The sequence below is a fragment of the Hymenobacter sp. BT188 genome (assembly GCF_014333585.1).
Taxonomy (GTDB): Bacteria; Bacteroidota; Bacteroidia; order Cytophagales; family Hymenobacteraceae; genus Hymenobacter.
The window spans coordinates 44,681-66,019 of record NZ_JACSCW010000009.1 but is presented as its reverse complement, the minus strand read 5'-3'; the positions used below and the strand labels follow the sequence as shown (position 1 = coordinate 66,019).

Annotated in this window: 20 protein-coding genes; 16 read left to right on the top strand and 4 right to left on the bottom strand. The window is 56.7% G+C overall.

Going from position 1 to position 21,339, the window contains the following annotated elements; genetic code table 11:
- The first annotated feature begins 178 nt into the window (after positions 1-178).
- The 5 genes from H8B13_RS19525 (at position 179) to H8B13_RS19505 (ending at position 5,410) form a co-directional block, all read left to right on the top strand.
- The gene (locus H8B13_RS19525) at positions 179-643 is read left to right on the top strand and encodes an MbcA/ParS/Xre antitoxin family protein (RefSeq protein ID WP_261990478.1); all 465 of its coding nucleotides are present in this window, start codon (positions 179-181) and stop codon (positions 641-643) included.
- Positions 644-655: 12 nt separating this feature from the next.
- Positions 656-1,117 carry an RES family NAD+ phosphorylase gene (locus tag H8B13_RS19520; protein ID WP_187312503.1) on the top strand — a complete coding sequence of 154 codons (462 nt, stop codon included), beginning with the start codon at positions 656-658 and terminating at the stop codon, positions 1,115-1,117.
- A gap of 234 nt (positions 1,118-1,351) precedes the next feature.
- Positions 1,352-2,071 (top strand): ribulose-phosphate 3-epimerase, encoded by a 720-nt coding sequence (gene rpe / locus H8B13_RS19515; protein WP_187312502.1) that lies wholly within the window; start codon positions 1,352-1,354, stop codon positions 2,069-2,071.
- A 5-nt stretch (positions 2,072-2,076) separates the two neighbouring features.
- Positions 2,077-4,578 carry a carboxypeptidase-like regulatory domain-containing protein gene (locus H8B13_RS19510; protein WP_261990477.1) on the top strand — a complete coding sequence of 834 codons (2,502 nt, stop codon included), beginning with the start codon at positions 2,077-2,079 and terminating at the stop codon, positions 4,576-4,578.
- Between the two features lie 28 nt (positions 4,579-4,606).
- The gene (locus tag H8B13_RS19505; RefSeq protein WP_315985169.1) at positions 4,607-5,410 is read left to right on the top strand and encodes a toxin-antitoxin system YwqK family antitoxin; all 804 of its coding nucleotides are present in this window, start codon (positions 4,607-4,609) and stop codon (positions 5,408-5,410) included.
- Between the two features lie 63 nt (positions 5,411-5,473).
- Here the strand turns inward: H8B13_RS19505 and H8B13_RS19500 are convergent, their stop codons facing one another.
- The 3 genes from H8B13_RS19500 to H8B13_RS19490 all read right to left on the bottom strand — a co-directional run bounded on the left by H8B13_RS19500 (position 5,474) and on the right by H8B13_RS19490 (position 8,452).
- The gene (locus H8B13_RS19500) at positions 5,474-6,457 is read right to left on the bottom strand and encodes a hypothetical protein (protein ID WP_187312499.1); all 984 of its coding nucleotides are present in this window, start codon (positions 6,455-6,457) and stop codon (positions 5,474-5,476) included.
- Positions 6,458-6,606: 149 nt separating this feature from the next.
- A complete protein-coding gene (locus tag H8B13_RS19495) occupies positions 6,607-7,203 on the bottom strand; it encodes a helix-turn-helix domain-containing protein (protein WP_187312498.1) in 597 nt (198 codons plus the stop codon).
- Positions 7,204-7,537: 334 nt separating this feature from the next.
- Positions 7,538-8,452, bottom strand: coding sequence for a DUF2911 domain-containing protein (locus tag H8B13_RS19490; RefSeq protein WP_187312497.1), 915 nt, complete (start codon positions 8,450-8,452; stop codon positions 7,538-7,540).
- 516 nt (positions 8,453-8,968) lie between these two features.
- Here H8B13_RS19490 and hisG point away from each other — a divergent pair.
- The 11 genes from hisG (at position 8,969) to H8B13_RS19435 (ending at position 20,307) form a co-directional block, all read left to right on the top strand.
- The gene (gene hisG, locus H8B13_RS19485) at positions 8,969-9,820 is read left to right on the top strand and encodes an ATP phosphoribosyltransferase (protein WP_187312496.1); all 852 of its coding nucleotides are present in this window, start codon (positions 8,969-8,971) and stop codon (positions 9,818-9,820) included.
- Positions 9,821-9,833: 13 nt separating this feature from the next.
- Complete coding sequence (gene hisD / locus H8B13_RS19480; protein WP_187312495.1) at positions 9,834-11,129, top strand: histidinol dehydrogenase; 1,296 nt, start codon at positions 9,834-9,836, stop codon at positions 11,127-11,129.
- Positions 11,130-11,202: 73 nt separating this feature from the next.
- The gene (gene hisC, locus H8B13_RS19475) at positions 11,203-12,252 is read left to right on the top strand and encodes a histidinol-phosphate transaminase (RefSeq protein ID WP_187312494.1); all 1,050 of its coding nucleotides are present in this window, start codon (positions 11,203-11,205) and stop codon (positions 12,250-12,252) included.
- 92 nt (positions 12,253-12,344) lie between these two features.
- Positions 12,345-13,445 carry a bifunctional histidinol-phosphatase/imidazoleglycerol-phosphate dehydratase HisB gene (hisB, locus tag H8B13_RS19470; protein ID WP_187312493.1) on the top strand — a complete coding sequence of 367 codons (1,101 nt, stop codon included), beginning with the start codon at positions 12,345-12,347 and terminating at the stop codon, positions 13,443-13,445.
- A 256-nt stretch (positions 13,446-13,701) separates the two neighbouring features.
- The gene (gene hisH / locus H8B13_RS19465) at positions 13,702-14,289 is read left to right on the top strand and encodes an imidazole glycerol phosphate synthase subunit HisH (protein ID WP_187312492.1); all 588 of its coding nucleotides are present in this window, start codon (positions 13,702-13,704) and stop codon (positions 14,287-14,289) included.
- Positions 14,290-14,510: 221 nt separating this feature from the next.
- On the top strand, positions 14,511-15,227 hold the full coding sequence (gene hisA, locus H8B13_RS19460; protein ID WP_187312491.1) for a 1-(5-phosphoribosyl)-5-[(5-phosphoribosylamino)methylideneamino]imidazole-4-carboxamide isomerase: 717 nt from the start codon (positions 14,511-14,513) through the stop codon (positions 15,225-15,227).
- 25 nt (positions 15,228-15,252) lie between these two features.
- On the top strand, positions 15,253-16,011 hold the full coding sequence (gene hisF, locus H8B13_RS19455; protein ID WP_133272868.1) for an imidazole glycerol phosphate synthase subunit HisF: 759 nt from the start codon (positions 15,253-15,255) through the stop codon (positions 16,009-16,011).
- Between the two features lie 7 nt (positions 16,012-16,018).
- Entirely contained in the window at positions 16,019-16,663 is a 645-nt protein-coding gene (gene hisIE, locus H8B13_RS19450) for a bifunctional phosphoribosyl-AMP cyclohydrolase/phosphoribosyl-ATP diphosphatase HisIE (RefSeq protein WP_187312490.1), read from the top strand.
- A 256-nt stretch (positions 16,664-16,919) separates the two neighbouring features.
- Positions 16,920-17,699, top strand: a complete 780-nt coding sequence (locus tag H8B13_RS19445; RefSeq protein ID WP_187312489.1) for a glycosyltransferase — start codon at positions 16,920-16,922, stop codon at positions 17,697-17,699.
- Positions 17,700-17,708: 9 nt separating this feature from the next.
- On the top strand, positions 17,709-18,368 hold the full coding sequence (locus tag H8B13_RS19440) for a lipid-A-disaccharide synthase N-terminal domain-containing protein (RefSeq protein WP_187312488.1): 660 nt from the start codon (positions 17,709-17,711) through the stop codon (positions 18,366-18,368).
- Between the two features lie 250 nt (positions 18,369-18,618).
- Positions 18,619-20,307 carry an ArnT family glycosyltransferase gene (locus tag H8B13_RS19435; protein ID WP_187312487.1) on the top strand — a complete coding sequence of 563 codons (1,689 nt, stop codon included), beginning with the start codon at positions 18,619-18,621 and terminating at the stop codon, positions 20,305-20,307.
- 27 nt (positions 20,308-20,334) lie between these two features.
- On the opposite strand, the gene H8B13_RS19430 is transcribed toward H8B13_RS19435, so the two are convergent.
- Positions 20,335-21,159 carry a phosphatase PAP2 family protein gene (locus H8B13_RS19430; protein WP_187312486.1) on the bottom strand — a complete coding sequence of 275 codons (825 nt, stop codon included), beginning with the start codon at positions 21,157-21,159 and terminating at the stop codon, positions 20,335-20,337.
- Positions 21,160-21,339 lie beyond the last annotated feature (180 nt).

Below are 21,339 nucleotides of genomic sequence, written 5' to 3'. Positions count from 1 at the left end.
AACGGTGCGAACGTTATGCTTCGGCTTCGCCTCTGCATGACGTTCATAGAAGTTTGTATTAAGGTGATTTGGTACAAGCTCTCAGTCAACCGACAACATAACCGAACAAAAAGAAAAATTTCCGAGTTAAAGGGAAAATATTCCTAACTTTGGAATAGCACACAGAACCACTTCGATAATGAGCAGCATAACAACAACTCGCAAAACAGGCGGAATTGCTGGTCGTCCCATGGCTGGGTCGGAGCTAACGGCGCTTAAGAAGGTGGTAAAGGATTCCTTCTCTTTGGTAATGGCGGCGCGACAGGGCGTTTCGGCTGCTACGGCTATTGCCGTGGCCGGCTTGCTCCATCTGCACCCCGAGCAACTGGCCGATATTCTTAACATCACGACCAAAACCTTGCGTACCTACCGCCAGGAGCAGAAGAATCTGAACCCCGCTCACAGCGAGCAGACCCTGAAGCTGCTCGCCCTGCATCTGCGCGGACAGCAGGTGTTTGGCGATGCCGACGCCTTTGTGCGGTGGCTCGAAAAGCCTTCCTATGGCCTCGATGAGCAAGTGCCACTCACGTTGCTGGAAACAAGTGGAGGCATTGATCTGGTGCTGGAGGAACTGGATCGGATTGCCTACGGCGACCTGGCTTAAACGCGCAGTAGGGTGGAAGTATACCGTATTTGCCTAGCTGAGTATGCCCAGGATTTATTTGCCTCGGGCAACCGCGGTCGCTGGAATTATAAAGGGCATTTTGTCATTTACACGGCCAGCAGCCGGGCCTTAGCGTGCCTGGAAAACGTGGTGCATAGGGGCGGGGAAGGTCTAAATCAGCGGTTCAAGGTAATCGTCATTCAGATTCCGGATGACTTGGCCGTGGAGACCATTGCGCTGGAAGAATTGCCCCCCAACTGGCACAAAACCCGCAACTATTCCCTTTGTCAGCCCTTGGGCGACGCGTGGTATGAACGCAAAACGGCACCTGTGCTGCGGGTGCCGTCTTCTATTATTGCCAGCGAGTACAACTACATTCTGCACGCCCGCCACCCCGACTTTGCCCGTATCCGCATTAGCAGTCGAGAGGAGTTTGCCTTCGACCCACGGATTAAAGCCGAAAATCAGGAGTAATATCAGCAACTACTCATATGAAGGCGGTCATGCAGAGCCGAGCGAAGCATCTCGCTCACGTATTTAGAAAGTAACTCTTGCTAAACACGCGTGATGCTTCGCTCGGCTCTGCATGACCGCCTTATTCTATGACGGACGGCTGTTAATCCTCACTTTTGGAAAGCAAGTTGGAGCCAAACAATTGTTGAGTGAAAACTGCATCCAAGCTCGCGCCCAAACGCTTACCTTCGCGGTATGACTTCTACCCGCCGCCTAGCCCCATTACTGGCTCCTTCGCTGCTCGCCGCCGATTTTGCCAACCTGCAATTTGAAATCGAGCGCCTCGCTGGTAGCGCCGCCGACTGGCTGCACTGCGACATTATGGATGGCCGCTTCGTGCCGAATATCTCGTTCGGGGTGCCGGTGTTGCAGGCCATTGGTCGTCATGCCAAGCAGCCGCTCGATGTGCACCTGATGATTGAGGAGCCCCAGAATTACCTCAGCGCCGTGCGCGACGCGGGCGCAACCAATATCACGGTGCATTATGAGGCGTGCCCGCATTTGCACCGTGTCATTCAGCAAATCAAGGCGCTGGGCTGTCGGGCGGGTGTGGCCCTGAACCCGCATACGCCGGTGTGGCTGCTGGAGGATATTGCGGCCGATCTGGATTTGGTGTGCGTAATGTCGGTGAATCCAGGTTTTGGTGGGCAGGCATTTATTCCGAATACCCTGCGCAAAGTGGCCGCTTTGAAAGAGCTGCTGGTAGATAGCGGCTCTTCGGCGCTGATTGAGATTGACGGGGGCGTAAGCCTCGACAATGCCGCCGCTTTGGTGGAAGCCGGGGCCGATGTGCTGGTGGCTGGCAACTTCGTGTTCGGCTCACCCGACCCGGTGGCTACGCTGGCTGACCTGCGGGCGCACTTAAGCGAAAGCGAGCTGCTGGAGGATGAATCGGAGGAGAGCCTGAACGCCTGATGTATTTGATTACTCGCCTGAGAAATAAGCCCTTATCCCTGCTGCTGACTTTACTGCTGGTGCTGGTCGGGACGGGGGTGATGGCCCAACAAACTGCCACTCGCGTCGTGGTCAGCGGCAGCGTCCGCGACGCGGATGGGCAGCCACTGGAGCTTGTCGATATAGGCGTGGAAGGCCAGCCCGGCGGCACCACCACCGACGCTGGGGGGCAATTTTCGCTGCGCGTAACGCCGCCCGCGCCTGGGGCGCCGGCCCCTGTGCTCGTGGCGCGCCGCCTGGGCTACAAGGTGTTGCGCACGCCCCTCGATTTAACCAAAAATGCCCAACAACGGCTTACACTCGCTACTGATGCCCGCGCCTTGGGCAATGTAACGGTGCGCGGCCGGGGAGAAGGTGCCGACACGCGGGAGCAAGTCAGCCTGACGCGCATCAACCCGCGGGCGGCAAAGGAATTGCCCTCCGCCTTCGGTGATTTCAACAAAATACTGACCACGCTGCCCGGCGTGGTGGCCAATAATGAGCTGACCAGCACGTACTCGGTGCGGGGCGGCAACTACGAGGAAAACCTCGTGTACGTGAACGGCATTGAGTTATACCGGCCGTTTCTGGTAACGGCTGCGCAGCAGGAAGGCCTGAGCTTTATCAATCCTGATCTGGTGAGCCAGGTGGCGTTTTCGACGGGCGGCTGGCAGCCCAAGTTTGGCGATAAGCTCTCGTCGGTGCTGGATGTGGAGTACAAAACGCCCGCTCGATTTGGCGCCTCGGCCACGGCCAGCCTGGTGGGCGGCACGGCCCACGTAGAAGCCACTTCGCCCAATAAGCGGGTGAGCTATCTAGCCGGAATTCGGTACAAAAATGCTCAGTACGTACTCCGCTCGCTGCGGCAGGCGCAGGGCGGCTACAACCCAACTTTTTACGACGGCCAACTCTACGTCAATGCCGCGCTGGGGGGCAAATCGGAGCCGAACCGGACGACTTTGGGTTTGCTGACGTCCTTTGCCCACAACGATTACCGCTTCACGCCCGAAACCGGCCAAAGCACATTCAGCACGGCCACCAACCAGTTTACGCGTCTGTTCATCGCTTATGACGGCCGCGAACGGATGCAGTACGACACCTACCAGGGTGGCCTGAATCTGCGCCACGAGTTCAGCCCCAAGTTTACGGGGGAGCTGCTAGCTGGGGGGCTAATTTCGCGGGAACTGGAGTTTCGGGACGTGGAAGCCAGCTACCGCTTCGCCGATATCAACGTGGATCCAAGCTCGCCCGACTTCAACCGGCCCGTGCGCATTCGCGACCTAGGCTCGCGCTTCGATCATTCGCGCAATACGCTCAGCGCCCGCTTAGCAACTCTCGAAGCCCGCGGCACCTGGACGCCAACTAGCCGCCACACGGTGCGCTGGGGGGCAAAAGCGGGCCGTGAGCACATCGAGGATACGCTGAATGAATACGGCTTTGTCGATTCGGCGGGCTTTGTGCCCGATGCGCGGAATACTCGCCTGCGCACCGATCTGACCCTTGATAGCGACCGTTATCAAGGCTACGCCCAGCATACTATCACGTTCGATTCGCTACGTACGCTTACCTACGGAGTGCGCGCGCACTATTGGAGCGTAAACCGCCAGCTGGTATTTAGCCCGCGGGTGCAGTACTCGTTTATTACCCGTCGCAACCCGGAGCTGGCATTCAAAGTGGCAGCGGGCGTGTATTATCAGCCGCCGTTTTATCGGGAGCTGCGCAACCAACTGGGCCAGTTGAACCCGGAGCTGCGGGCCCAGCGCTCCTTACATGTTATCGCCGGCCAGGATCTGAAGTTTCAGCAGTGGGGGCGGCCCTTCCGCTTCACCGGTGAAGTCTACTTTAAGTACCTCACAGACGTGGTGCCCTACGACCTGGACAATGTGCGTCTGCGCTACTTCGCCCGCAACAACGCCACCGCCTACGCCGCCGGCCTCGACGCGCGCGTGGCTGGTGAGTTCGTGCCCGGCACGGAGTCGTGGTTTAGCCTTGGCGTACTCACCACCCGCGAAAACCTCGACGACGACTTCATCACCCTGCGCGACGAGGAGGGCAAGGAGATAGGGCGGGAAGAAAAAGGCTATATCCGCCGCCCCACCGACCAGCGCCTGAACGTGGGTATTTTCTTTCAGGACCATCTGCCCAACAACCCTTCAGTGAAGGGCTACGTGAACTTTGTGTTTGGCTCGGGCCTGCCATTCAGCCCGCCCAACCTGCCTGAAGAGCGCGGCACCACCAAACTCAGTCGCTCTTACAAGCGCGTCGATTTGGGCGTTTCCAAAGTGCTCACCCTGCGCACCGCCGGCGCCACGCCACGTCGTACGGGTCAGTTAGAAAGCTTGTGGCTGGGCTTGGAAATTCTGAATGTGCTGGCCGCAAACAATGTGGGCGGCTACAGCTACTTGCAGGATGTAAACGGCGACACCTATTCCGTCCCGAATTATCTGTCGCAGCGCCTGGTGAATCTGCGCGTGATTGCGCGGTTCTGAGGTAAAAGACGACTACAGCAGTAATTAAATGGGTCTAAGTGCATTCCATTCGTCACTACTCTGCTTGGCGTTTCTGTGCGCGTGTGAACGAAACACGGAATACCGAAAATATTATAGCAACGGAGCTTTGGAAATGAAAGTGTCGTTGCGCAACGGAGAGCAACACGGAGTTATGGAGAACTATTACCCTAGCGGCGCACTAAAGTCTACCGTAGAGTGGAAGAACGACCGGCAGCATGGCGTAGCTAAGTCCTATTATGAAACGGGGCAACTCGAAGAAGTAAGCCACTGGCGCAATGATACATTGGCGGGGCCTTGTAAAATGTTTTACCCTAATGGCAACCTTGAGAAATTAAGCCATTACGAACATAATGTTATAGTCGGTGACCGTATTTTATTCGATGACAAAGGCAACCCCATGCAAAAGGAGATTTACGATGCTCAAGGCAGATTAATTTATATCGCCAGCTACGATAATCACAGTCGGCAGCAGCCGGGCCTGGTCACGGCCGTCTTCACTGACCAGTCTGATCAATCTGATTCCATAACCTCAGAGCGTCTCTTGAAAACGATGGTTAACTTCGGATTCAAGCTGTCCGGAGAAGTGAAAATGATAGTGGGTAAAATCAACAGCAAGACAGGCGAGGTAATAGATACTTCACAGGTTCTTACACGTGATTCGAATGGACATTTTATTGTTTACACAAAGCCTAACAAGAACGGAGAAACCAGAATATCTTATAAATTTCTTCACCTTCCTAGTAACAATAAAGACACGCTTTCAGTGAACGGCACGCGGGGTACCCATGTCTATAATGGGCTATCAAAGTAAGTTGAGACCACACTCCCTAACTGCTTACTACGTTCATTCATCAACCTTGCTTTCGCCTTTCTTCTATTTAGGCAGTACCAGCCCAAAGCGTCTGCCTTTTACGTCCAAAACGATGGTTTGATTCGCAAATGGTTCGTTGCCGAGCATGCCGCCCATACCGGAAAAACGCATGAGTACATTCTGAAGGAAAGTAGTGCCCTCGATGTGCGTGACGGTGCCCAAGGGAATTGTCTGGTTGCCAAAGCCAAGCTGAGCCGCGCTGGGAACTGTATAGGAAGTGAGCTTTTTGCCCCACGAATTGACGGAGGCCGTTTGAATAGGAGCCCCGGCTTGGGCTAAATCCTGCCAAGTGTTTTCGCTGGTCAGCAAGGCAAAGGCACTGGATCCGGTATCAAACAGCAGTTGCTGGGACTTGCCTTGCAACTCTGGCGTTAGCTGTATCCGCCGACTTTCAAACGAGAGCGGAACAAACGCAAGGCGTTGGGTTAGGCTATCGGGGATAGCAGTGGAAAGGCGAAATTGCTGGCGAGCGTAGTCGATAAGCAGCACCCGGCCATCCATTATATCAGTACCCAGCGTACCTATGATGAGATAGTCGTTGCTGCTAGGTAAGGGCAACTGGCGTGCGCCCATTGCCCTTACCTGTATGCTACGGGCAGTAATTTGGCCATTGCCTAAACTGAACTGAAAATCAGTTACTGTATCATGGCCTGCCGTGTAAGCGAGGCGCATGGCCGGATATTGCTGCTGGAGGGCTGTAAGTGGGTGGGAGTAGAGAAGGCTGTAGGGCGCCCCCGAATCGAACTGCAGATAGCAGGTTTGAGCGCAGCCAGGCACAACAACTGGAACAAGTAAAGCCGCATGGGCCACTGGGCGGGAACCCTGTGTATCAGCCAGCCACACGAATGACGAAGCAATAGGGAGGACAGCTACCTGTAGCTGGTTAGCGGGCGCTTCATACATTTTGCGGACGTAGAAGTAGCCGCCTATGCCGCTTAGGATTAGCTGCAATACTAGAGCAGCAACAATTTTAAGAACAGGCTTCATGCGGCAGGAGTAAGAGTGATTTGCTGAGCCAAAAGTAGGCGCGCTGTTCCCTCTTTCCCTGCGTCATTTACCCGTCATTTTGCCGCCATTATCTGTTTTCAGCCTGAAAAGCGCCTTTTTGATAAACTAAAAGAAACAAAGAGCTTACCTCAAAGCCGGATCGGGTATAGGTTGAGGTGGCCTTGACGGAGGCGAAACGCATTGTAGCAAATGGCCCCCACGTTCACCGCATAGGTGACGAACAGGATGCTGAGTAAACTAAATGGCAACGTTGATTTGGTAGAAAAGCCCCCCACAAGGTGCACTGCCACAGCCAGCATGTAGAGTATGAAGCAGCCGACTTGCCACAGAATCTGGAAGCCAACGACCCGGCGACCTAGCTCGGCAACGTCTTGTACCTGGTGCTTGCGGGCCCGCCACAGCACGACCGGCACTAGTATATTAAGGAGTGGTAGCATCAAAAAGCTTAACGCGCTCAGATTGAGAAGCTGCAAGAATTGCGGATCGGGGCGCAACTGCGATGGTGGAGCTGTTGGCGTTTGCTGTTGCTGTTCTGGCATCTGAAAGTCCGCAATGGAGCTTTCGAGGGCCGTGGCCAGGGCCAGTAAGGTGTGGCCGCGGGGCACGGTTTCGCCTCGCTCTACCCGCTGAATCGTGCGCAGACTTATTCCTGAACGCTCTGCTAATACCTCCTGGGAAAAGCCTTTCTCCTTACGAATGGCTACGACTTGACTAGAGGAAAACATGAAGCAATGGAACGTAAAATCGAAGGGTGCGCAAGTATACACGATTCGTTTGAGTCGGCTCCTGATAGCTATTTCGGTAGCGGTTCCATACGGAAGTATGGATGAAGCAGAGGGAACTATTATCGGCGTTTACTTCAGCTATTTTCTTCTTTTATGCACATCCCGAAATCCGTGCCTAGGTAGCAGTCGCTCCAAGTACACCTGCAACTCCGTCGATAGAAGCGACATAATCGGCATGAGGGGCGAAAAGGAGTAGCCATCAAATAAAGTAAAACGGTCGCTGGGGGGCAAAATCACGGTATTTTGCCCCCCAGCGACCGTTTTCGTTAGTTACTTAGTATGCCTTCGCCTGCCAGTCCGTAAGGGCCACGCGCATGCTCGGAAGCTGCGATTTAAACGTGTCATCGCCTTTGTCACCCAGCTTAATAGCCTTTCGGGCATAAACAATGGCGGTGGTGTAGTCTTGCTTCGAGGCCAGCAAGCGAGCCTTAATCCAGTTGTTCATGTACACATCCTTCAGCCGAATCGACTCATTAATATAGCGTAGAGCCAGCTCGCCTTGAAGGTTGTTCTGCACCAGATAGTCGGCGGCCTGCGCCAGGAGCTGCCAGTTGCTGGGCGCGGAAGCCAGAGTTTTCTCAATACCCTTGATTACTTGCTCGTGTACATTCGTTTCGATAGTCATGCTGACCGTGCGCTTTTCCCAAGATAGGTTGAGGCGGGCCGTCGTCGGCTTTACCTCCGAAAACCAGTACACCAGCGTTTCATACATAGGGGCCGTTTCGGAGGAAACTGGCACCCGAAGCAAATCGTCTTTTGCATCGTAGCCTTCGCTGCCCCAGTGCGTGGTTACGCGGTTCAGAATAAGCTGCCAGTCCTGATTATCCTGGGGCAATACATAGAAGGAGTACTTGCCTGCCGGCACGGGCTCACCGTTTATTTTTACTGGCGCCGAAAACGTTATGAGCGTATTTTCGTTGGCGCCCGCCCGCCACACTTGGCCCCACGGTACCAGCTGCCCCCAGATTTGCCGACCCCGCACGCCGGGCGCGTGGTAGTCCACCGACACATCAGTGAGGCCAATGGTTTGTAGCACATACGCGTGCGGGCTGGCCTGCGGCAACGGCAGTTGCGGGGTATCGGCTGCTGGCTGCTGCGCCAAGGCTGGTGCACTGGCTATTCCCAGCAACAAGCAGCAGGCGCTGGCAGTCAGCAGTCGGGAGAAGGAGCGGGATAGCGACGTCAACATAACAGACAAGGCAACAGGGTGGTGAAATAGGGCGGAAGCGGGAATCTTTTGTTCTATCCGTAACAATAGTGCCAAAGTACTCACCGCACTTACTATATACGCAACGGCAGCTCGACAGAAAGTTTTTAGGCTAAAAGTTTTCAAACCTCGTATCTGCGTGTACTTTTGCCCAGCAATCTGCCTTTATGCCATTCGCCTCGCGCCTGTTTTCCTACCTAAGCCCCACGGCAGCCCTGCATTCAGGGGCCGTTGCTGGCGTAGGCGCGCCGCACCATCTGCATCACGGGCATCATTCCTCTTTCTAGAGGAATTATACAAGCATATCGTCCCCGTGGGGTGTGCCGCAGTAGGCCACCCGGTCACCCATCAAAGGTGGCCTTGGTCGTTTTGACCTTTTCTGCCCGATTTTAAACCACATTGTAGCCATTTTCTGGTTTTTGCGGTTCTGTTCAGAGAAGTACGAATTTGGCCCCGCGTCTCTTACTGCTTTCCCATTCTCCATTTTTATTTGACCCCATGATTCGTCTGGCCATCCAGAAGTCGGGCCGCCTCAGCGAAGATTCCCTGAATCTGATCCGTGAGTGCGGTATTTCCTTCGTCAGCAGCACCTATAAGCTCAAGACCGAAGCCACCAATTTCCCCCTCGAAATCCTGTTTTTGCGCGACGACGATATTCCCGGCTATGTCCAGGACGGCGTGGCCGATCTGGGCATCGTGGGCCAAAACGTATTGGTGGAAGCCGGCCACCCCGACCTGGAAGTGGAAGCCTTAGGCTTCAGCAAGTGCCGCCTGTCGTTGGCTATACCCCGGGGGGCAAATTATACGTCGGTAGCCGACTTGCAGGGCCTGAACATTGCCACGTCGTACCCCGAGATTCTGGGCCGCTACTTGGCCGGCGAAGGCGTGCAGGCCCAGCTGCACACCATCAGCGGGTCGGTGGAAATCGCCCCCAGCATCGGCCTGGCCGACGCTATTTGCGACATTGTGTCGTCGGGCTCCACGCTGCTCGGCAACGGTCTGCGCGAAGTCGAAACCGTATTTCGTTCCGAAGCTGTACTGATTGCTACCCAAAACCTGTCAGCCGAAAAGCAGGAGATTCTGGATCAGTTGCGCTTTCGGATGCAGGCCGTGCGCCGTGCGCGCCGCAACAAATACATCATTCTAAATGCCCCCCAGAGTGCCCTGGAAGCGGTATTTGCCTTGCTGCCCGGCATTAAGTCGCCCACCGTCACACCTTTGGCCGAGGAAGGTTGGGTATCGGTGCAGTCGGTGGTAAACGAGGATGACTTCTGGCACATCACCGGCCAGCTCAAAGCCGTCGGTGCCGAAGGCATTCTGGTGCTGCCCATTGAAAAAATGATTTCCTGATCAGCCAAACCTCATGCAACTCATCCGCTATCCTGATATGGCCGAGTGGCCGGCTTTGCAGCAGCGCGCCGCCGCTGGCGAGGCCCGCGAACTGGAAGAACGCGTGCGCCTTATTTTTGAGGATGTGCGCCAGCGCGGCGACGAAGCTCTGCGCGAGTACGGCGCACGGTTCGATGGCGCCACGCTCACCGATTTGCGCGTCCGAACCGAAGAATTTACTGCTGCTGCCGCGCAGGTGCCGTTTGCGCTCCAAGCCGCTATTCGGCAGGCGCATGCCAATCTGGTCACGTTTCACAGCCTCCAGCGTCCGATGGAAGAGCGCATCGAAACCATGCCGGGCGTTGAGTGCTGGCGCCGCGCGGTGCCCGTGCAGCGGGTAGGCTTATACATTCCCGGTGGTACGGCGCCATTGTTCAGCACCTTGCTTATGCTGGGCGTGCCCGCCCGATTGGCCGAGTGCCCGGAAATTGTGCTCTGCACGCCGCCCGCTCAGGATGGCTCCGTAAATCCAATTATTCTTTTCACGGCCCAGCTTTTAGGAATTACCACCATTATCAAGGCGGGTGGCGCGCAGGCGGTGGCCGCCTTATCGGGCGGGACCGAAAGCGTGCCAGGCGTCGATAAAATTTTCGGCCCCGGCAACCGCTACGTCACGGCTGCTAAGCAATTGGCCACTCGCTATGGTGTCGCCATTGACATGCCCGCCGGCCCGTCGGAGGTGCTAGTTATTGCTGATTCAACCGCCAATCCCACTTTCGTAGCCGCCGATTTGCTTAGCCAGGCCGAGCACGGCCCCGATTCCCAGGTGTTGCTGCTCACTACTTCCGACACGGTATTGGCGGCCGTTACGGCGGAAGTGGAGCGCCAGTTGGCCACGCTGCCCCGGCGCGAAGTGGCAGCCCTGGCCTTGCAGGAAAGCCGCGCCATTTTGCTGCGTACGCCCGAGGAAATGCTGTATTTCTCTAACCAATACGCGCCCGAGCACCTGATTCTGGCCGTGGAGGGTGCTGAGCAATATAGCGCGGGCGTCACCAGCGCGGGTTCGGTATTCCTGGGCCATCTCACGCCCGAAGCGGCCGGCGACTATGCTTCCGGCACCAACCACACGCTGCCCACCAACGGCTACGCACGCAACTACAGCGGCGTTTCGCTCGATTCTTTCCTGAAAAAAATCACCTTCCAGCGCCTGACTACCGAAGGCCTGCGCAACGTGGGCCCCATAGTCGAGACCATGGCCGAAGCGGAAGGCCTGCACGCCCACGCCCGCGCGGTCACGTTGCGGCTGCAGAGTTTGGAGGCCTCACAATAAAATAGAACGTCATGCGCCACATGTTTTGCATGACGGCCCTTCTACCATTATTTATTAGCGTAAATCAGTAAGCATGGATTTAGAATCTCTGGTCCGTCCCAACATCCGGGCAATGAAACCCTACTCCTCGGCGCGTGACGAGTTTCAGGGCGACGCGCAGGTGATGCTTGACGCCAACGAAAACAGCCTCGGCAGCGCCGGCCCCGCCACTTTCAACCGTTACCCCGATCCGCAGCAACGAGCCGTGAAAGCCGAGCTGGCCAAGATCAAAGGCGTAACTGGGGGGCAAATTTTCCTCGGCAACGGCTCCGACGAAGCCATCGACCTGCTCGTGCGCCTCACCTGCGTGCCCGGCCAAGACAGCATCCTGATTTTGCCCCCCACCTACGGCATGTACGAGGTGGCTGCCAACCTCAACGACGTAGCCATTCAGCGCCTGCCGCTGACCGCCGACTTTCAGCTTTCCTCCGAAGTCGTGGCCGGCATCATCGCCTCCGATGCCAAGTTGGTTTTCGTCTGCTCGCCCAATAACCCGACCGGCAACCTGCTCCACGCCGACGCCATTGAGGAAATCCTGCGCGGCTTCCGCGGCCTGGTCATCGTGGATGAAGCCTACGCCGACTTTGCCTCCGCGCCCAGCTGGACTACCCGCCTGGCCGATTTTCCAAACCTGGTGGTGCTCCAGACATTCTCCAAAGCCTGGGGCTTGGCTGGCCTGCGCCTCGGTATGGCTTTCGCCTCGCCGGAAATCATTGGCTACCTTAATAAAATCAAGCCTCCTTATAATATATCGGAAGCCACGCAGCAGCACGCGCTGGCCGCGCTGGCCGCTGGGGGGCATTTTGATAACTTGCGCAACGATCTGCTGGTGGGCCGCCAGTGGCTGGCTGAGCGTCTGCCCGCAGTAGAAATTGTCGAGGAAGTATTTCCTTCCGATGCCAATTTCCTGCTGGTGCGCTTCAAGCCCGATGCCACCGCCGTGTACGACTACTTATTGGCGCGCGGCATTGTCGTGCGCAACCGCACCACCCAACCCGGCTGTGCCGGCACCCTTCGCCTCACCGTAGGCACGCCCGCCGAAAACGAGCAACTGCTGACGGCCCTGCGGGAGTTTGCGTACTAAAGTAAATATTCATTGGGGGGCTTTTTTACTCCCTGTATCGATGCATCATCTCACGGGGAACACCGCCAAAGCTTGGTGCTATTTTACAACTCATGAAAAAAGTACTCTTTATCGACCGCGACGGCACCATCCTTATTGAGCCGCCAACGGATTTTCAGATTGACTCGCTGGAGAAGTTTCAGTTTCTGCCCGGCTCTATCAGCAGCCTGGCCCGCATCGCCCGCGAGCTGGATTACGAACTGGTGCTGGTCAGCAACCAGGATGGCCTCGGTACCACCAGTTTTCCCGAGGAGACTTTCTGGCCGGCCCACAACCTCATGCTCGATATTCTGCGGGGCGAAGGAGTGGAGTTTGCCCGCGAGCACGTCGACCGCAGCTTCCCCCACGAAAACCTGCCTACCCGCAAACCCGGTATCGGTATGCTTGCCCAATATCTGGGAAACGAAAGTGGCTATGATTTGAAAAACTCTTTCGTCATCGGCGACCGCCTCACCGATGTAGAGCTAGCCCAAAATCTGGGGTGCCAATCCATCCTGCTCCGCGAGGTGGCTGACGAGCGCGCCGCCCTTACTACCCAAAGCTGGGACGACATCTACCGTTTCCTCCGCTTGCCGGCCCGCACCGCGCTCGTGCAGCGCGACACGAACGAAACCAAAATCCGCGTCGAGCTAAACCTCGACGGACAGGGGCGACCCAGCATGCACACCGGCCTTGGCTTCTTTGACCACATGCTGGACCAACTCAGCAAGCATTCAGGGGTCGATATGAAAATCGAGGTACAAGGCGACTTACACATTGACGAGCACCACACCATCGAAGACACGGCTTTAGCTCTCGGCGAAGCATTTGCCCAAGCCCTTGGCGACAAGCGCGGCCTGGCTCGCTACGGTTTTTTACTACCCATGGACGACGCATTAGCACAAGCCGCTATAGACTTCTCAGGCCGTCCGTGGCTGGTGTGGGAGGCGGAGTTTAAGCGGGAACGGGTAGGTGACATGCCGACGGAGATGTTCTACCACTTCTTCAAAAGCTTCTCCGACGGTGCCCGCTGCAACCTCAATATCCAGTGCGCTGGCGACAATGAACATCATAAAATCGAATCCATTTTCAAGGCGGTAGCCAAAGCAATGAAGATGGCTTTAGTGCGCGATGCATCTAAGATGGTGATACCCAGTACCAAAGGGGTTTTGTAGGATTACCCATTTGTTTTAACATTTGGATAATATGTCTGAGGCTATCGGACCGGTGTAGAGACGCGTATTCACGTCTAATTGTTGAACGACTGGGGCCGCGCAGACCAAATAACAACCGCGACGATTGAGACGCGAATACGCGTCTCTACCGCGTTCTGAGGGCTTTGGGCGGACGTGGCCGCAGGATCTGGAGTATTAATAGGAGTATTAATAATTACTCAAATGTTTAAACAAATGAGTAGATAATAGGTATCAAATGGAAATAGCAGTCATTGATTATAAAGGAGGCAATGTGCAGTCGGTGATGTTTGCGCTGGAGCGCTTAGGGTGCCAACCAACGCTCACTGCCGACCCTGAAGTGATACGGCGGGCCGACAAGGTGATTTTCCCCGGTGAAGGTGAAGCGGCCTCGGCCATGCGTGAGCTACGAGCGCAGGGATTAGATAAAGTACTTCCCACTCTGCCCCAACCTTTTCTAGGGGTATGTTTAGGTATGCAGCTGCTGGGTACACACAGCGAAGAGAACGACGCGACCATGCTGGGTATATTACCCTTCGAGGTAAAGCGCTTCCCAAAACTGCCGGAGTATAAAGTGCCACACATGGGCTGGAATACTTTACAGCGGTTGCGCTCCCCGTTGTTTGCCGGACTCGGCGCGGAGGACTACGTATACTTCGTGCATAGCTACTATGCTCCAGTTGGTGACTACACTATTGCCGAAGCGGAGTACCCAACACCCTTTAGCGCGGCCGTGCAGCACAAGAACTTTTACGCCGTACAATTTCACACCGAAAAAAGCGGGCCGGTAGGCACGCGGATTCTGGAGAACTTCCTTCAGCTTTAATCGCAAGCTCCCGCTGGGTGGTCGATATTAATGGCCATGTAGCGCGAAGCTTCCGCTTCGCGTGTCGTTGCTGATGTTGAAAGACTTTTTTTAGAAAGCCCCCCAGGACATTACTCAACGATGCGCGAAGCGGAACCAGAGGATGGCAACCCCAAACTGCGCTCCATACCAATAACCCCAAGGACAGCGGCTAAGCTGGAGCTTGGTACTACTTTTAGCCTATGAACATTATCCCTGCCATCGACCTCATTAATGGGCAGTGCGTCCGCCTTACGGAAGGCGACTTCGCCCAGCAAACCACCTACGACGCCGATCCAGTGGCCGTAGCCCAGCGCTTCGAGCAGCAGGGCGTGCGCCGGCTGCATCTGGTAGACTTAGACGGGGCGCGGGCCCGGCATCCGGTCAATCTGCCGGTGCTGGAGAAAATTGCCCGCCACACCCAGCTGCACATCGACTTCGGTGGCGGTCTGCAAAGCGAGCAGTCGGTTCGTCAGGTGTTTGATGCGGGCGCGGCACAGATTACAGCCGGCAGCATTGCCGTCCGCGAGCCGGGTGTGGTGCAGCACTGGCTGACTACGTTCGGGGCCGATAAAATTATCGTGGGGGCCGATTTTCGCCACAATCATATTGCCATCAACGCCTGGGCCGACCAATCGGAGTGGACGCTGAGCGCGTTTATCGGGGAATACCTGGAGGCCGGGGCCACCACCTTCATCTGTACCGATGTGAGCAAAGATGGCAAGCTGCAAGGCCCCTCGCTGCCCATGTATAAGGAGCTCCGGGAGCAGTATCCGCAGGCCCAGCTCGTGGCCAGCGGCGGCGTGACTACCCTGCAGGATGTGGAAGCGCTGGCAGCCATTGGCATGCACGGCGCTATTATAGGCAAAGCCCTGTACGAAGGCACCATCACGCTGGAGCAGCTGCAAGCTTTGCTGTAGTCATTTATTTCTAAAAAAGCCCCCCATGCTGACTAAACGAATCATTCCCTGCCTCGACGTGAAAGATGGCCGCACCGTGAAGGGCGTCCGCTTCGAGGGCCTGCGCGACGCCGGCGACCCGGTGGCCCTGGCTTCACGCTACGCCCGCGAAGGCGCCGACGAGCTGGTTTTCCTCGACATCACGGCCACCAACCAGAAGCGCGCTACCCTGGTAGCCCTGGTGCGCGACGTGGCCCGCGAGCTGGATATTCCCTTCACCGTGGGCGGCGGCATCGGCACGGTGGCCGATGTAGAAGCTTTACTTATGAACGGGGCCGATAAAGTCAGCATCAACTCTGCCGCCCTGCACCGCCCCGAGCTGATCGACGAGCTGGCCCGCCGTTTCGGCTCCCAGTGCATCGTGGTGGCCGCCGACGCCCGCTTTCACGAGCCCGAAGGCTGGCAGATTTACACCCGCGCCGGTACGCACAACACCGGCCGCGATGCTGTGCAGTGGTGCCGGGAAGCCGCCGAGCGCGGTGCTGGCGAAATTCTGCTCACCAGCATGAGCAACGACGGTACCAAGGATGGCTTCGCTCTGGATATTACCGGAGCCGTAAGCCGGGCTGTATCCGTGCCTGTGGTGGCTTCGGGCGGCGCTGGTAGCAAGCAGCATTTCACGGAAGTATTTCAAACTGCTCATGCCGACGCGGGCCTGGCCGCCAGCATTTTCCACTTCGGTGAAATCGGCATTCGGGAGCTAAAAGAACACTTGCGCCAAGATGGGATTCCGGTGCGATTATAAAGCAGATATGACATTCGATTTCGCTAAAATGCCCGATGGGTTAATTCCCGCCGTGGTGCAGGATGACCAAACCGGCCAGGTGCTGATGCTAGGCTACGTGAACCAGGAGGCGCTAGCCAAAACCCAGCAGGAAGGCCGTGTGACCTTTTTCTCGCGCTCCAAAAACCGCCTCTGGACCAAGGGCGAAACCTCCGGCAACTTCCTCATGGTGGTTAGTCTGCACCCCGACTGCGACGGCGACGCGGTGCTCATCCGCGCCCGGCCCGACGGCCCCACCTGTCACCGCGGCACCGTCAGTTGCTTTGATCAGCCTGACCAGACGGCCATTCCCGCCGCTCCGGTCGGGTTTCTAGCGGAGCTAGAGCGCCTAGTGCAGCGTCGCCGCGACTTCCCCGACGAAGACCCGAAGTCGTACACGGCCTCGCTCTTCCGCAAAGGCATGCCCAAAATCGCCCAGAAAGTAGGCGAGGAAGCCGTAGAAACAGTGATTGACGCGGTGGGGGGCAATTTTGAAGGCTTGAAAGGCGAAGCCGCCGACTTGCTCTATCATCTGCTGGTGCTGCTGGCCGCCGCCAACCTGACGCTGGATGATGTTGTAGCTGTATTGCGCGAGCGGCACAGCACTATTTCGGCGGGCGTGCGCAGGGATTAGAAGAGTTATTCCACTAAGATCAAAAAAGTGTGTCATCCTGACGAAGGAAGGACCTTATATGAGTTGGAACAGACATGAGCATACGTGTCTTTCTGACTTAATAAGGTCCTTCCTTCGTCAGGATGACAGATAGTAGAACAACGGTCGCCCGCCAGATGCTTCGGTACTTCTGGGGGGCATTTTCATGCGCTTTACCCGTCTGACAAGCCGCTGGCGCTAAATCCTTTTTACCTTGCAGCCGCATTACCGCATTTCTATGTCCGCTGCCTCTTCTGCTTACCTTGCCACCCAGTCGCTCACGGTGCTTGTTCCCGTTTATAATGAGGAAGAAAGCCTGCCGCAGTTTGTAGTGGAGATGGATAAATTTCTGGCTCAAACGCCTGTTGCAACAACCGTTTTATTTGTCAATGACGGCTCCACGGATGGCTCCCTGGCCTTGCTGCGCGATATCTGCCGCGCGGGCAGCCAGTACGAGTTTATTAGTCTGGCCCAAAACCGCGGACTGAGCACGGCCATCAAAGCCGGCATCGACCACTGCCGCAGCACCTTGATCGGCTACATCGACAGCGACATTCAAACCACGCCGCTCGACTTTCTGACATTCTTTGAGTTCCTGCCCGAGCACGATATGGTGAACGGCATCCGGGCCAAGCGCCAGGATACGCTGGTCAAAAAGCTCTCCTCGAAGGTGGCTAACACGGTGCGTCGCACGCTTATTAACGACGGCATTCAGGATACGGGCTGCCCGCTGAAAATCATCAAAATTGAGTATGCCCGGCGCGTGCCGCTGTTTCACGGTATGCACCGCTTTCTGGGGGCGCTCGTGCAATTGCAGGGGGGCAAAGTAAAGCAGCTGCCCGTGCGCCACTTCCCGCGCTTCGCTGGCACGGCCAAGTACAACCTCTGGAACCGCGCCTGGAAGCCCCTGGTCGATACCTTCGGCTTTCGCTGGATTCGGAGCCGCTGGCTCAACTACGCCATCGGGGAGGAGCAGCGCCAAGAGCAGGCTCAAGCGGGGCGCACCCTCGAAGGCTAGCCCTGGAGCATGAAGACCGAAGTCGTCGCGTACGGGGTTGGGCTCATTGCGCAGCTGCTGTTTTCGAGCCGTATTATTCTGCAGTGGATTCAGAGCGAGCGGGCCAAGCGGGTGCTGGTGCCGGTGCTGTTCTGGCAAATCAGCCTGGTGTCGTCGTTTCTGATGATTCTCTACGGCATGCTCCGCCACGACCCGATAATTCTGGCGGCCCAGCTCATCAGCTACGCCATCTACATCCGCAACCTGCAATTGCTGGGCGAGTGGGGCAAGCTCCACGGCGCTTTCCGGGCGGGGGCTTACACGTTTCCCTTGGCGGCTATCGGCTGGTTTGTGGCTGGTACGTCGTTTTTTAGTTTGCAAACCATGCTCGAAAACCGGATTCCGGGGGGCGTTTTGGCGCTCGGGGCCGTGGGGCAAACCATCTTTCTGCTGCGCTTTGTGTACCAATGGCTGTATTCCGAGCGCAAGGGCGAATCAGTGCTACCGCTGGGTTTCTGGCTGGTCAGCCTGATCGGCTCGGCGCTGATTCTGGCCTACGCCGTGCTGCGCCGCCCCATTGATTACGTGCTGATTCTGGGCAACGTGCCGGGCATCGTGGTGTATGCGCGCAACGTGGTGCTGCTGCGGCGGGAAATCAAAGGACTGCGCGTGGAGGAAATTGAGAAATGAACATGCGCCTACCCGCAACTATCCAAGCATAGCCTGTTTCTAAGGGATACCCAGATACGACAGCAAAAAAGCCTCCTGTGCACGCATGGGGGGCTTTTTTGTTTGCACTGACCAGAATCTTTATACGTTTTTCTTTCCTGATCGTTAACCACGAACTCGCGCATTAAAATGAGATTAAAGTTCAGCCTGATGATGACTGCCAAGGCTGCACTTATTCCAGTACAATTACATTATTCTAAGCTATTAGTCTATGTATGAATCAACTATACCCGCCAAAGGCAACACGCTCGGCCGATTGGTGTCCGTGCTACTAGTATGCGTCTTTAGCTTTTTTGTGCACCTGGGGGCGCCAGAAGTGAGCCTGATGGAAGCCCGCAATTTCGTGGCAGCGCGGGAAATGGCAGCTGGTGGCTCCTGGCTCATTCCCACCCTGAACAGGGAGCTGCGTCTGGCCAAGCCACCCTTGCCGACCTGGGCCGTAGCCGCTGAGGAAGTACTGTTTGGCGCCACCGATAACCTCGCCTTGTTACGCCTACCCGCTGCTCTGATGGCGACGCTGCTGGTTCTCTTTTTTTGGGGTTTAGCTAGCGAACTCACCCGCGACGCCCCCGCCGACGCCATTGACCCTGGCCGCACAGCCTGGCTGAGTGCGCTGGTGCTGGCCAGCAGCTTGCTGGTCATTGTGAGCGGGCGGGAAGGGCAATGGGATATTTTTGCCTATAGCTTCTTGGTGGGCTCACTCTGGCTGCTGGTGCGGGGCTGGCGAAGTGACAGCCAGACATATGGCAGCTTCGTAGGCGCTGGTCTGCTGCTTGGCTTTTCTATCCTGAGCAAAGGACCGGTAGCGCTGTATGGAGCGCTGGTGCCTTTTATGGGCTGCTATATTTCAACGTTGAACACGGATGCCCGAAGAAAGGGAGTGCGCGGGCACTGGCGCGGCACCCTGCTGGCAGCTATTGTTGGGCTGGCCGTGGGGGGCAGCTGGCCTCTCTATATTCTGTATCATGTGCGGCCGGCGGCGTTGGCCGTTGCCCAGACGGAAGTAGCCGCGTGGGGGGAGCGGCACGTGCAGCCGCTGTGGTACTATTGGTCATTCTTTGTGTTTACGGGGGTGTGGGTGGTGGCTACCGTGGCATCGCTGGTCGTGCCGTACGCCCGGCGTCGACTGGGGGGCTTTTTACCGTATCTGCTGGTGCTGGGTTGGCTGCTGGCCTCGCTGGTACTGCTGAGCTTGGTGCCAGAAAAAAAAGTGCGCTATATGTTACCGCTGCTGCCACCGCTGGCCTTATTGACGGCCGGGGCGCTGCGCTACTGGGAAACTGCGTTTCGTAGCCAGCAGGCTTCGCTCACCGACCGGCTTCTGCTGCGGTTCTGGGCGGCGGTGCTGGCGCTGGTATGTGTGGTGGTGCCCGCGGCTATGGTGGTCATCCACTTGCCAGGCTTTGGCCCAACTTCCCTGCAATTTGGAGCTGTGATATTGATTGTGGCTGCTCTGGGTATTGCGGTGGTGCGGGCAGGCTGGTACGTGCTAGCACCGCGTGTGCTGATGGGCGCTTCCATCACCCTAATGGCTGCTTTACTTACTATTTTGGAGCCCGCTTATCCGGTGTGGGAAGGGCGCAATGCCGAATTAGGCGTGCGTCAACTCAGCGCTGCTCGCCAGCAGCCCGCTATTCAGCATATTCCCTGGTACAGCCTCGATCACATGCAGGTAAAGCAGGTGTGGGCCGCCGGCCACGCTGTACCCACCTGGAACCCCGCCACCGATTCGCTCCCCTTGCAACAGCTTCCCATAGCTGTGTTTTCAGACTCGCTTCCTGATGCTAAAATCCCGGCCCGCTGGCGCCGTCACCTTCAAATTCAGGTGGTAGACGGCTACTATCTGGGGCGGGAGCGAAAAAAAGGCCACTGGTTTATTTCCATTCTACGCCCCCTGTAGCTCTCCTTATTTTGACTTGGCTTCTGATTACTGAGGGCGCCAGATAAAGCACAGCCCCGTAGCGCCCCCATACAAGGTAGGCGTCAGGGTCATGCCTTCCGGCAGACGCGGCTTTCGTCCCCAGCGGTTGCGGTGGGTCAGGTAGGCAAGGTGGGCGGAGAGGATGCCAAAGCCCGCTCCGGCCACTACATCGCTTTGCCAGTGCTTGGTATTAATCATGCGCAGCGCGCCCACGCCCGTGGCAATGGTATACGCCCCGATACCGTACCACTGGCTTTTATCCCGAAACTCGGTGTGCACGATGCTCGCGGCCAGAAATGCCTGGGCCGTGTGGCCGGAGGGAAAGGCCTCATTGTCGGACCCATCGGGGCGGGGCCGACGGGTAATATGCTTCAGAGCAAACACCGACGTGAGCATAATCGCTTCCGCTTTGCCAATAACGAGCAGCGTATTTATCCGGTCATTGCGCGACTCCACGCCAGCCAGCGCCACGAGGCCCAACTCAGCGTAGGGAGCCAACAGGAGGTAGTCGTCGAGGCGAGTGCGGTAGGTGGGAAACAGCTTGTGAATGTCGCGGTTGGCCTGCTCGTTGGTATAAAATCCGCCGCCCTTGTGGGTATAAAAGCCGTAGCCAATCATCACCGCCGGCACAATGGTGGCCCGCACTAGCTTGCCCCGATACCAGGGTTTGGTGCTGGTGGCCCCAGCCGGGGTTTCGTACTTGCGAAGGGTGTCGGCGGGCGTCTGGGGGGCAATTTGCGCGTACACCGGCGTGCCTGTGCTCAGCAGCAATACGAGCCCAATACGGAATTTAAGCGAGTGCAACGGGAAACGGCGAGTGAAAGTCAGCATCAAAGAAAACAGTGGATTTGCGGCCGCGTGTTAGGGTGAAACAGCTTCAAGTACTCGAGAAGCATAGGTAAATGGCAATGCTATATTATTTAAAGAAAATTTAGTGATATTAGACGGGCTTAGCTGGCTTAAGCGAAGCTTACGAGCCCACTCAAATGTAAGACGCTTCAAGTAGCACTC